This window comes from Pontibacillus litoralis JSM 072002, from assembly GCF_000775615.1.
Classification (GTDB): domain Bacteria; phylum Bacillota; class Bacilli; order Bacillales; family BH030062; genus Pontibacillus; species Pontibacillus litoralis.
The window spans coordinates 48051-60720 of record NZ_AVPG01000019.1; the positions used below are offsets into that span (position 1 = coordinate 48051).

At 34.3% G+C, this 12670-nt stretch carries 10 protein-coding genes; 2 read left to right on the forward strand and 8 right to left on the reverse strand.

All coding sequences use genetic code 11. The annotated features are described in order from the left end of the window. Positions 1–15 precede the first annotated feature (15 nt). A complete protein-coding gene (locus N784_RS11785; RefSeq protein WP_036835139.1) occupies positions 16–198 on the reverse strand; it encodes a hypothetical protein in 183 nt (60 codons plus the stop codon). Between the two features lie 74 nt (positions 199–272). Here N784_RS11785 and N784_RS11790 point away from each other — a divergent pair, with 74 nt between their 5' ends. After that, the gene (locus N784_RS11790) at positions 273–887 is read left to right on the forward strand and encodes an SdpI family protein (protein WP_036835140.1); all 615 of its coding nucleotides are present in this window, start codon (positions 273–275) and stop codon (positions 885–887) included. Between the two features lie 166 nt (positions 888–1053). On the opposite strand, the gene N784_RS11795 is transcribed toward N784_RS11790, so the two are convergent. Then, on the reverse strand, positions 1054–1425 hold the full coding sequence (locus N784_RS11795) for a hypothetical protein (protein WP_036835141.1): 372 nt from the start codon (positions 1423–1425) through the stop codon (positions 1054–1056). 271 nt (positions 1426–1696) lie between these two features. On the opposite strand from N784_RS11795, the gene N784_RS16945 reads away from it, so the two are divergent. After that, positions 1697–1867, forward strand: coding sequence for a hypothetical protein (locus N784_RS16945; RefSeq protein ID WP_156965246.1), 171 nt, complete (start codon positions 1697–1699; stop codon positions 1865–1867). Between the two features lie 95 nt (positions 1868–1962). Here the strand turns inward: N784_RS16945 and dcm are convergent, their stop codons facing one another. The 6 genes from dcm to N784_RS11825 all read right to left on the reverse strand — a co-directional run bounded on the left by dcm (position 1963) and on the right by N784_RS11825 (position 12438). Further along, positions 1963–3087 carry a DNA (cytosine-5-)-methyltransferase gene (gene dcm / locus N784_RS11800; RefSeq protein WP_036835142.1) on the reverse strand — a complete coding sequence of 375 codons (1125 nt, stop codon included), beginning with the start codon at positions 3085–3087 and terminating at the stop codon, positions 1963–1965. A 90-nt stretch (positions 3088–3177) separates the two neighbouring features. Continuing rightward, complete coding sequence (locus N784_RS11805) at positions 3178–4332, reverse strand: phospholipase D-like domain-containing protein (protein ID WP_036835143.1); 1155 nt, start codon at positions 4330–4332, stop codon at positions 3178–3180. A 148-nt stretch (positions 4333–4480) separates the two neighbouring features. Continuing rightward, entirely contained in the window at positions 4481–6382 is a 1902-nt protein-coding gene (drmB, locus tag N784_RS11810) for a DUF1998 domain-containing protein (protein WP_036835145.1), read from the reverse strand. Next, entirely contained in the window at positions 6379–9903 is a 3525-nt protein-coding gene (locus tag N784_RS11815) for a helicase-related protein (protein ID WP_036835146.1), read from the reverse strand. The genes drmB and N784_RS11815 overlap by 4 nt, the downstream gene beginning before the upstream one ends. A 19-nt stretch (positions 9904–9922) precedes the next feature. After that, entirely contained in the window at positions 9923–11449 is a 1527-nt protein-coding gene (locus N784_RS11820; RefSeq protein ID WP_036835148.1) for a hypothetical protein, read from the reverse strand. A gap of 5 nt (positions 11450–11454) precedes the next feature. After that, entirely contained in the window at positions 11455–12438 is a 984-nt protein-coding gene (locus N784_RS11825) for a hypothetical protein (RefSeq protein ID WP_036835149.1), read from the reverse strand. Positions 12439–12670 lie beyond the last annotated feature (232 nt).

Here is a 12670-nt window from a genome sequence, read left to right on the forward strand (position 1 = left end):
ATCTGGTGAGGTTTGTCAATCACTTTGTCTTATTTCGTTAACAAGACGCTTCAGAATTAAAAGCTTATTTGAGTACGTTTCATTTAATAGTTGATATAATAGTTGATAATGCATAAGTGCTCCCCACAGCTTAGCCATATCAGAAGCAGTTACTAATGCACCACCACCTGAACCGGATTTGAACGACAATATACCCATTAAATACTACTGTTTTCTAAGACGTAATTAGGGGGTATAAATTTACAAAATAAACTTTCAGAGGAGAGTGTCTTATGAAAAGTAATACCTTTATAATAATCCCCATTATTATATCTGTTTTAATAGGCCTTATAGCGTTACCAAACCTTCCTAATGATTTGGCCATACATTGGTCCACTACTAATAACGCAGACGCTTATATAGACAAACGTATTGGGGTATTTATCATTCCTTTAATAATGATTATGACAATTGTAACTCTTAAACTTGCTTTTAAGAATCAAAAAATGAAACATATCAATCTTATTTTACTCTCTTGTACAATACTTTTTCTCATTATACAAGTTTTATTAATACTCAATGGATTACATATACTAAATAGCAATTCATTTTTAGGTTTATTTGTAGGCGCTTTAATTGTTGTTTTGGGCAATTTCATGCAGGATGTGAAGATGAATAATCTTTACGGACTTAGAACTAAATGGTCCATGAAAAATGAGGATATCTGGAGATTATCGAATAGATTTGCTGCCAAAGCATTTGTAATCACGGGGCTACTCATTATTTTGTCAACAATTGCATTTCCGAACTATATACATTATATAGCAATTGGGCTAGTCGTAATTGCAGCTGCTATTTCTTCATATGCTTCTTATCATTACTATAAAACATTTAAATATCGAGTTTAAAGTCTACATTGCCTGTTAGGTTTTATATTTTACAAATTCCATACATTAACAATTTTATTTATCAATAAATTCTTGATCAGTTCGGGTACTTTTACTATTAACTCTAAGTCCAACTGCCGCTTTCCATAAATAAAAATGTTACCAGTAAAATAAAAAAACCACCATATCAACGTTTTAAAGTGATTGGTGGAGACGGCTCTCCGTCATCTAAAGCCAAAAAGAGAGCCGAAATAAATTTAGCAAATGCGGAAAACTGGTCATTTGCTTTAGAAATTACTTTATTTGTCTTTGGTAAGTTTCGTTTTCTAAAGTTAACGATTTTTTGAATGTGTGGATGATTAAACCTGAAATAGATTTCAATCTTAGTTTCTTTACTGTTTAATCTAGTAGCAACTATCTTCTCGATAAGAGTGTTTACAATTGCTTTTATCACACTAATATCAAGGTGATTCACATATTCAGGGTCAATTAGGTATTCTGTTTTTACGATATCCAAGTCAAATGGGAACTTTACTTCTTCAGGGAGCGGCTCTCCCATTTGTTCCAACCTTTCTCGTAGTTCCTCAACTTCTTCTTCGTATGTTTGTTATCTATGACAATTCTTACTCAGCAAAAAATAGGGGGATATGTCTTTTTTTATCTTACTTTAGTTTCTTATCAATTGTAATTTCACCCACTTCTATACTACTAGTTTATACATACGAAGCGTTTCACAAAAATCCGCACAATTCCCTTTATAAGCAGGTATTGTTAAGGTGTATCTGGAATCTAATAACGTAGAATTATCTAATAATGAAAGAAGGAAAATAATGAATCAACATCGTGATTTAAAAATAATTACAGTATCTGATATTTTACATTCATTTGAAGAATTGAAAGATGAATTAGTTAAGGAGCCACACCTTATCAATAGTTTCAGGTTTCTTAAATTCTACTACTACAAAGAGTTTAAAAAACAAAAAGACTGGGAGTCGATATGACTTTGAGAAGGAGTTTATTGAAAATGAAATAAATGCATTAGAAGAACTAATCAACAATTCACAAAACTAAAAGCCCCGCAGAAGCGGGGCTTTTTTTATACAGTCGTCATTTCTTCATTCTCTTTTTTATTTTTTGTGTTCTTTTTATAAACCTTTTCCAGTGCATCTAACTGTTTCTCTGCAATTCTTTTAATAACTGGAACACTAACAGCATTTCCTGCTTGCATATACAGATGACTGTTTGCCATATCTTCCGGGAGAGAATAATCATCATCCACCGGGAAGCCTTGGAAACGGAAAGTCTCCTTCGGTGTTAATTTTCTTATACCCCAATCATCAAGAATTAGAGGTACATTGTGGCCGCCGCCACCCATATTTGCTGTGAGAGTGGGACATACATTGCTTTGGTTTTCACGCACATACACACGCCGAAGTTGATAAACAGTGTCTTTCCGTTGCATTGTCTCAGAAAGCATAGGGTAGTATTGAGAACTATCACGATAATAGTATTTTTCATCCTGCTTTTCGTTACGATCCAACACATCATCAATGGTGTTAGTTAATGGGAGTTTTTCAGGCCACTCAAATTTTTGCAGAGCCTTTTTATTGCTGAAGCCAACAATAAATACTCGCTCTCGGTTTTGAGGGATATTGCCGTACTCCATTGTGTTATAAATTCGGCTCTCAAAGTGATAGCCACTCTCTCGAAGCATTTCTTCAATTACTTTAAAGGTTCTTCCTTTATCGTGACCATGTAAGTTCTTTACATTCTCTAAAAAGAATGCTTTAGGTTTCTTAGCACGAATAAAACGAACAACATCATAAAACAATGTACCACGTGGGTCAATTGCTTCCGTATTCCCTCCACATTCAGGACAAGTGGCTCCTTGTACATATTGTTCATATGTCACCATATGCTCATGTCCACAGTCACTACATGTATATTTCATTCCGTGTCTCTGTCCAGCAACACTAAACGCAACACAAGGCCATCCAGCGGTTAGAATATCAGTGTCAGGCATTAAAAATTCGTGAACGTTTCGAACATCATCCTCAAGAAGAGAATGATTGAAATTCTCACGATAAGTAATACATGCATTTTTATCCATTTCATTGGCCCATATTACTTCTGCTCCTGCCTGTTCAAAACCTTTATCGATTCCACCAACACCTGCAAAAAGGGATGATACAGTATATTTATAGTCATTCTTTGTTGTCATATATAGTACACCTCCATACGAACTGACGTTCCGTTCGATTAAGCATACTTTATTGTATCATGTTTCGACACTTTTAGCTGCCCCCTGTGCTTAATTCTTAAATTCTTCCTCAAAATCAGCATAGGAACCTTTACTGGCAAAGTTTATCTTAAAACGATGATCGTTATATTTGGTAATAAGAATTGAATCAATACCTACTCTATCAAGGTCATCATAAGTCACAACTTGACCTTCAGGTAATTGCAAAATGGTTCTTAGAATCCAAAAGCCCAACTCTTTATTAGGATTACTCATTAACCCTTTCCCTCCACCTTGACAAATACTCGCATCGATTTCTTTACCGTCAGGTAGAATAAGTATAAATGGATCCTTATTTCCAGTATGTCTATCATAAGGGAAAAACCCTTCAAACTGCTTATGAATCCACGCAGGGATTGGTATATATATTTCATTTGGTTTCCTAGGACGTTTATCTCCCTTAGCATTCCACTGGTTTAAGCCACTCTTTTCTTCCACTTTCCCAGAACGTGCAGAATATAAAGGTAAAAAGATTTGCTCATATTTCTCTTCTTCTGTTTCATGTACCATATAGTATTTTTTACTTTCATCACTAAGGAGAAATTGAAACGGGTCATCAAGAATATCAACATCAAAACTTGTAACGGGATTGTCACAGATAAACTGTTTATATAATGTACTCTTTGCAATATAAAATTTATAATTTGCGTGCTCATCTTTAAAGAAGATGTTTTTATCTGTTGTCTTCTTTCTATCCAACTTCAAGGTATCAAAATCAATGTAGTGCATTTCTTCTTCATGCAACTCAAATATACCATCTTTGCGCGTAACTAAATGGTAAATCATTCCATCTGTTCCGTGAGCACGTTCAGTTGCGGCTATTCTATTATTTCTTAACTCGGCTATCTTCTCCATCGTCCCTTTATCGTCAAGGTGACGAAATTTATCTATGTCTTTATTGAACTCGGCTATCTTCTCGTACTTTTTTCCACTACCATGCATGAAGGTTTTCAAACCAATACCTACATTACCTTTAAACGCATCAAATGACACATCACCGCGTGCGAGGTTATTTGCTCCTAAAGCCTTACAAAAAATATTTTCTGCAGCACGATAGTATAAATATGGTGTCTTGTTCTCGCTAAAGAGGTTAGAGAGAGACCCAACCACTTGTAGCAATTTAATATAATGCTTTTGTTGTTCTTCTGTCTGTCTATCAAAAAACATTTATTTCCTCCTTACCACTATGTAAATTTTAGCAGAATTATATCGGCATATATAGATCCATTTAAAAAAGAACAGAGGAGTTGATTCTCTGTCCTTTTTACAAATGTTTCAACAAATAGTTTATATATAAATTGCCTAGATAGTGCTTCTAAATCTCTTTAAACAACCCTATTACTGGATCCACAAGCAATGTTCTATCTAGAAATAAGTTAACAGCCTCGCACGATGTTTCAGGTAAATAAGAGCAACTATGACACGATGCTCCATTAATGTTGTTAACCCCTTGCCCCGCCTCTTTTCCTATTTCAGAACATACAGGATCTGAACTACACCACATGGCTTTTTCCAGCGCTCTGCTTACAATTTGGAAGAAGTAATCCTCTCTTCCCATTCTCACAAGTCCTCCAAATGTCCCGTCAATATCACCAGAGGAAGTATAAATAAGAAGGCCCGATTGATCTTCATCTAAATATAATCTTTCCCTCAAAGACGCAGCATTGTAGCCACAGGTCAATGCAAGTTCATTAATAATGAGATGTGACAAAGTATGCAATAACACTTGTTTGGGTGATGTGAAAGATTCACTAACGTCAAGCCCAGTTTTTTCAGCATTTGTTAGCATTCTATTGAAGTAGTTTTTCACATTTTTTTCGTTTTCCCATTCCAATAACTTATCAGAATCTAATGTAAAAAATATACCTTCACCGAATACTTTGTATGCCGGCAACCAATTGTTTTCAGGTTTATCAGGATTTTTAAAGAGTAGTTTTTTCCCTTCAATTATTCTTTTGCTCTCACCACTATCACTATTTGAATTTAACCTATTAAAACCAGTTAAAGCAATCGTCTCTTTTAATTTTGTTACCTTGTTTAACTTACTAAAGAACATTTTTATTCCTTTTTCCGATCTGTTCTCTTTAATCCAAGTGTTTTTAACTTTTAGATTCTTATTATCAATCTCAGATATTAATGCCTCAAATTCTTTTCGACGTAAATGATGCTCTATATTTTTGGTAGAAGTCCCCTCTAGTGACTCAACTTCTATTTCACCCTCCGTATATAAAATAGCAAGTTCAATATCCCTATCATTGAAATCTTCAATAACTGCAGGGCAGAACTTTTTCACATATTTTATTTTATCCTGTATTGTCTCATTTCCAGTCATATTGAGAAGTGAAGGGGTTATAAAGTTCCTTTCAAAAATGTTGATTATTTCCTCTGCGTTTTTATTTTCTCCCGGTAAATATATTGCACTTAACTTATTAGGAAAATATACGTTTATGGAATTTTTAAGAACTGCGATTGGATATGCATTGCAAGGTTCATTTTCTTCTTCTGAACCGTACCATGGCTTATTACCGGGACACTCATAAAGTTCCTCAGAATCGTTCAGCATTTTACTAAGTTCACTAATCCCCGTCTCTTCTTGTTCAGAATTACTCCTTCTAGACATGATTCCCCTTAAAGATCTCTCTTTACTACAACTACATCTTACTTTAAGGGAATCCAAAGTAGCGCCTCCTGTTGAAACAATCTTCATTAATCCTTCACATGTAGTGTCTTGATCCTTATGAACCCATTCCCTCCATGGAAAATCAGATAAATGACCATGTTCGCAAACTATAACAAAAGGAACTTGGATCATTTTACTTTTTCTATTACAGCCTTTACACACAAGCCAACTAGACCTATGGGACAACTGCGCTCGATGCAACGTCTTACAATATTGACAATACTGCCATGTTGGAAACCTTAACAATGGGATATACACATCAGTATTTGATTGGGATTTCCCCAGTTCATCACCTTTAAAGCGATATCCCTCCCTGAAATCAGGTGGCATAAATAATTTATCTACTTTAAGGGCTGACCTTAATCTAGGTTCTACAATTTCAAACTCGTTCATTTCTTGTGCCTTATTATCATTTATGTCATAGAACCATTTATCTAAAGACCCGATTAATGCAGATTCACCTGTTGGACTTATTACAAGTGCCCCCGGACCGAATGTTGTAATTAATTGGCTGCTCCTTAATGGGATATGTTTCATGACAGCAAATCCTCCCAACTACTGCTTTGACTGCTTTCTGACATAGATTGGTATAAGGACACAATTAAGCCTCTGCATTCAGCATCTACATTACGCAGAGAGTTTATCATTGGTGAAGAATTCTTTTTTAATGCCGGAGGAATATTTTTACCGGCAGAGTACATATATCCTTCTACGTCCTTGTCTACTTCCCATGAGTTGTAAGCACCTAATTCTAGATTCTTTAGGATCTTCCTAAAGCGGTCCTTAAACTCATCAACTTGTTCTTTGTCCACTAATTCTACTCTCTTGACTAAACGGTTATAAAATGGAACAATCTTTTCACTCATGTACTTCTCAATCTCTCTCCAATCTGGAGTTTGAGCGATATATTGATTAAGCGCTTGTCGAAGAAAACCAACGACCACCGCTTGTAAACCTTTATCTAAACAAGCGTCTGAAAAAGGTGTGACACTTGTAGGTTCAACTTGTGAATATAGGCGTTGGTGATATTCTCTAAAATGTTCAAAGTGTGATTTATCTCTTGATTTAGTGTTAGAGTACAAAGTAAATACAATACCGGGACGCTCATCCCATTTCCTCCCTACCCTACCACTAACCTGAATATATTGAGCAGTCATTTTAGGTTGACCCACAATTGCCATAACTGAAAGTCTATCTATATCTACCCCGACCTCAATAATGTTAGATGCTAAGCATAAATCTATTACTTCATTTTCTTTTTTACTTTTGTCAGGTTTATAATTAACTTTTAGATCGTCAATTGTTTTAGAAATCTCGTGACTTTGTTTTCGCGAGGTTAATTCTAGGTAATTATTAATATACCTAATATCTTTTGACATACCTTTTCTATTAGCCATGGAATTGGAATATTGTGGTATATCCGTTTGAGTTAATGTTAAGCCTCCACCTAGTTCACGTAGTGTGTTATAAAATGTAAGCAACGTCCAATAGGGATCTTTCCCTTTACTTTCTATTTCTGAAGAAGCCTGTAAAATTGATGAAAAAGTCATTACCTGTGACATCATAATCCTTACTTTTTGAGTGTACACACCTACATATTTTCTTCCGGGCATAGGTTTCGTTTCACCTTCATCATAATAGGCAGGCTTAGCAAAGAAAGAATCTTTGTTATCTAGCCCCGGACTTGGAAAAAGTCTTGCTTCTTCTCTACCAAATAAGGCTAAAGCCTGTTCATTAAACTGATTAATCGTTGCCGTGGCAGAAATTATTTTTGGTTTAACAGTTTTACCATTTATATTTTTTAAACACAATTCTTCAATTAGTGTTTCGAATAGTCCCGCTAAGGTTCCTAACGGTCCAGATATAAGATGTAGTTCATCTTGTACTATCAACGACGGTGGACTCACTACTCTTTCACCATTGGCACCTAATCCAAATAAAGACCTTGATTCAGGCTTCCAAACTAATTGAACAAACTTATCTATCGTTCCAATCAAAAATGTAGGCTTTTTTTTGTATATTGTTTCATCAACTAAGTAAATTGGTAATTCTTCACTATAGATACAGTTACTATCCGGACAATGTAAAACTAATTCATTATTCTCCATTTTGTAACCCAAGTAATGCTTTTTTTTATTTCTCTCTTCAGAGTAATATCCCATCTTAGCGCCACACCAAGGACAATTATTTACAATAAACTCTTGTGACTCTTTAGATTGCTTCCTTAACTTCTCTAGTTCTGTTTTCGCTTTATTATTCTTATTAGGTGTAGTTTTTGATCCTACCCAAATCCCAATTGAAAACGGGGTTTCCCCTAATTGAATTGCGGACTTCTTCCTGATATATTCTAAAGCACAAATTAACCTAGAAGAACGCTGAAACTGGTCTGCAGTCAATAACCTTAATGTATATCTCATTAATATATCAACACCAGTGTCATAAGGGTCTAATAATCTCCTATAGATCATTTGGAAAGCCGCCACACCTAAATAAGCCTCAGTCTTACCGCCACCAGTCGGAAACCAAATGAGGTCTACTATATCTCTCGCCTTTGACCTTTCATTTATTAACGATTCCATTGACATCAAGATGAACGCAATTTGAAACGCTCTCCACGTATTGTTTGCATTCTTTAGTGCATCTTCACCTTCAACGTTTTCTTTAAAGTCTTTATCATATATTATATTTCCATTTGCTACTTTACCATCCCTTAGTACTTTACCATTCCTTTGTTGGAGTAAAATTGCAAGGTTAGCAAGTTTAAATGCTTTTGACGCCTTTTGATCCTCCAGTAACTCCAATCCTTTAACGATTCTTTCTAAAGTTTCCCTACAAAGTTCAATGTGCCTTCTTGCCACAGGCTTTAGGGGTTCTGGAACAGAATCTAACTCTTCTTCCCTCCCTATAATCCAATCACTATAGCCATTTATTAATGGCTGTAGAATTTCATCAGGCTTTCTATCTGAAGATATGCCCGCTAAATCACTCATTTTTATTTTCAGTTCTACTTTTTTATTCCCTTCTTCTACATAAACATTAGGCGTCATACTAAGAGACTCATATTCTGGCATAAATGTTGTAGAAATTTCTTTTATTCTCTCTTTATTTTGCTCCCAATGTGTAGAACAACCATGACCAAAAGCATATACAAATTCATTTCTGTAGAGTAATTCTGTAGATGCTTCTTCTTCGTTCATATTTTTTTTCATCTGATAATCCTTCGGATAAAAAGAGAACCAATAATTTTCAGGAGTAGTGATACTCAACTTTGACTGAAATAAAACAAGTTGTTGAAAATTGAAATTTCCATTGTCTTTAGTTCGATTAGTTGCGCTTATAGTGACTATGTACTTACCATTAATTTCTCGGATACGTCCTTGAAAGTTTATATCTAGATGGCTTATGTTTTGTTCCTTAGCATTTCTCAAGAGTACAGCATGTTTTTTCTCTTTAGTTTCCCAAAGAGCCTTTACATCCAATTCCCAGACACCTTGGATTGTTTCACGTAACCACCATCTCTGTGGCTTATTGTTATCACCATTTAAATAGACATTATGTGGTGTGTATATACCTGCTTCAATTTTCACTTGTAGGGTAGGTACATTTTTATCAATACAGAATGTTAATCCCATAGTAGATGGCATGAAATCATTCGATTGGGGAAGTAACTCAACCTCCCCATGGTCTTCCGAACTTTCTTCATTATTAGTCTCTGTTACCTTATCTACTTCTAAGTCTTTCTCATCTTGTGCAAGATTTTCACTTTCGTCATGAATAGGACTTTCAAGAGAGGTTTCATCGGTAGCGCTAGTTCTCATTGGATATAACATACCACTTACATATCGCTGACTAGGAGTCTCCCTCTGTAATATCTCTTCTTTCTTGTCTCCTACAACCCAGTAGTGAGGACTATAAAAATCCTCTTTAGATTCAAATTTAGTAGTACCTACAGGATTAAATTTTTTGTAATGACTTCTAATTTGAGATGGACCAATTATTTCTTCTTTCACATTGGCATGAACTTTATCTCTATTAATTAAAGAATCTTCTAATTTCATAATTTAGTACCCCCCTTTTTTAATCTAAATTTATTACTCTCATTATACTAGTTTTAGGAACACTTCGAATCGTATGATCTATAGAAACCATTCTTTCAATATTAAAAGATGCTCCATTAAATTCATGTGATTTAAAAGTGTAGTACCCCTTTTCTTGAAGTTCTGAATGGATGCCCTCTGATAATTCAGACATCAACTTTTTAGAAATTATAGTGCCAGCACTAATATGAGCCCTTTTAATTGAGTTCATGCTGTTACTAATTTTCTGGATATCTTCTTTCTTATATTTTAAGGCTTCCAATAACTTATTAAGTTCCCTTGGATAAATCGATTCATCGCTACACCATGAGCGTACAGAAGCAGGAGAAGCAGTATTCATTTTATATTTTCTGTACAAAATATCACTCACTGCCTTTTGGCCTTTTTTATCCACAGCCGAACGTAACCTTTTTTTCCAATGATGCTGTCGATTTCTAAATTTTTTAGCATTGTTCTTTAAAATCTCTTTGTCCGCTATGTCCGCAATTAATTTAGTGTCACTTTCGTTTCTTATTACAATAAAATCATCTTCTTCAACGTCAATAAAACTTTTCTGGACTACTACTCTTTTATTATTAGCATTTGGTGAAAAAATTCTTACTTTCGCATCTAATGGAATAAAAATAACCCTGCTATTCTCTAAAGTAACTACTTTCGCTTCGGTATTATCTTGAGACTCTCCTGTTATGTTATAAGACTGTTGTATTAATTGATTAACAGCCTCTTCTTTATATTCTTTTTCTACTAACACAATCTCTTCTTTTGATTGTAACGGATCAGCAAAATTGACATGGGTAAATAGTGTGCTAAAAACACCATTGTGATCAATATCAGTTAGGATGTTTTTAGGTGCAATCTTGTTGGGGAAAAAATCATAAGAAAAAAAGGTCAAATTTTTACTGTTAAAATTCCTCTTTGCAGCCTCCCCGAAGTAATCAGGGCTTCCTATATAGACTACCTCGTTGTGTACTAATAAACTTTTTCGGAAACTGCTAAAGGTAAGAAATTGGATCTTAAAAGACGATTCAACCTTCTTCCTTAATAACTCTTTTTCAACTTCAGACAAGGCACTTTTTGATACAACTGCTATCCTTAAACCTTTGTCCTCTTTCTTTATTCTTAGATGATCAACAATCTTAGCATGTAAACTATTTTCTTTGGTTTCAGAAAGTTCTTTCAGTAACTTCGCTATATCTAAAGCAGTTGAACTAAATAGTTCTGGATAACTTGCTTTTACTTGAGAAAGGCTAGTCATTACTTCTCTTTCTAAATTCGAAGTAATTATTTGATCATAAGTATTTAAACCGGTTACTAATCTAAAAAGACATTTTTTAAGTGTCTTAAGTACATCAAAAAGTTGTCCATCTTGTTCGTACGTATTAATAACCTCTAATCTAAACTGATTAATTTTGACTGCTAATTTGTTCAAGGAACTATTACTGATATGTTCATATGAAACCCTACTACTTCCAACATCATAAAAATCCAATACTTCACTAAATGACAAGTACCTTACCTCCACCCTATAAGTTCTACACCATTAGGAACCTTAACTTCATTAGAATGAATAAATTCTAGCAATTCTCCTGTAATTAAAGTGGTTTCATGCTGTAAATATTCTCTCTTTAGTTCTTCAGTTATTTCTAGTAATCTACTCTCACTTTCTGTTCTACTTGTAATAATGATTTGTGGATTTCCCTGAAAATTTTTCTTTTGCTTAAGATAACTGAGAGAGTCAGTAAATATTATAGGTGTACTCTCAATGACCTCAAAATCTAATTTCTTCTTTTGTGAAGATATCAACTTTCCATTCGTATAACTGTTCTCTTTATTTAAATAAAGAAAGTCTTGCAAAGAGCCCCTTTCTCCTTCAGAAATGAAAATTTCTTCTTTTATACAATCCTCCACATCAGCCAGGTTACCTATAAGATAAAAGTAGTCTCCCGGGAAGAAAGCATTTCTATTAAGTTGATTCTGGGAATAAATGTTCTTCAGTAAAGTATTCTCATTTAAACCCAATTGTTTCTTTCCATTTACTTTGATGGATTGCTTTATACCTTCATAGTCTTCATCTAAGATTATTATTTTCTCCAACCACTGCCGTTCAGGTATCCCAAATTCAACCCCCTTTGCATCCATTACTTTTAGTAGCATTTCGCCTTTAGTAATTGGGCTTTCTTCCAAAGCCAACACCGACATTTTTCTCGTTTTATCATTATCTAAATATATAATTCTTTTACCAGATTCCATACTTAAAAATGTTTTTCTAATTGACCTTGTTTGTTTATTAACCGAAAATTTTCTATTTGCAATTCCCATAGCAACAAACAAAGAAAAGTATTGTTGGGTTGGTAAAGAAATGACAACCTTAGCGTTTTTTTTGTAGTGATACCCGTATTCATATATGTATTCACCAAGAACATTTGCGAACCTAACCCAACTAGGTATTTCTTTTTCAATTTGATTATGGAGAACTTTTAAGTTGTTAATCGACATGATTTTCCCCCATTTAATAGTTCAATCTCAATTTATCCTATGCTCCTATACTACCAGAAATATGTAACTTATTCATACATTTTTCAGTGTATTCCGACACTACGAAATTGATATAAAATGAAAAAAGATGGATAGTTACACTACTGAATAAGGTACAGTATTTAAGTTTAACAACACAAAAACACTTTTGAACCTGATTGGATCTACGTCAATATTTAGGACACAAAAAAGT

What these genes read in the sequence shown, in the direction of transcription:
- N784_RS11785 (WP_036835139.1), bottom strand. Translation starts at nt 198, where the DNA reads ATGGGTATATTGTCGTTCAAATCCGGTTCAGGTGGTGGTGCATTAGTA.
- N784_RS11790 (WP_036835140.1), top strand. Translation starts at nt 273, where the DNA reads ATGAAAAGTAATACCTTTATAATAATCCCCATTATTATATCTGTTTTA.
- N784_RS11795 (WP_036835141.1), bottom strand. Translation starts at nt 1,425, where the DNA reads ATGGGAGAGCCGCTCCCTGAAGAAGTAAAGTTCCCATTTGACTTGGAT.
- N784_RS16945 (WP_156965246.1), top strand. Translation starts at nt 1,697, where the DNA reads ATGAATCAACATCGTGATTTAAAAATAATTACAGTATCTGATATTTTA.
- dcm (WP_036835142.1), bottom strand. Translation starts at nt 3,087, where the DNA reads ATGACAACAAAGAATGACTATAAATATACTGTATCATCCCTTTTTGCA.
- N784_RS11805 (WP_036835143.1), bottom strand. Translation starts at nt 4,332, where the DNA reads ATGTTTTTTGATAGACAGACAGAAGAACAACAAAAGCATTATATTAAA.
- drmB (WP_036835145.1), bottom strand. Translation starts at nt 6,382, where the DNA reads ATGAAACATATCCCATTAAGGAGCAGCCAATTAATTACAACATTCGGT.
- N784_RS11815 (WP_036835146.1), bottom strand. Translation starts at nt 9,903, where the DNA reads ATGAAATTAGAAGATTCTTTAATTAATAGAGATAAAGTTCATGCCAAT.
- N784_RS11825 (WP_036835149.1), bottom strand. Translation starts at nt 12,438, where the DNA reads ATGTCGATTAACAACTTAAAAGTTCTCCATAATCAAATTGAAAAAGAA.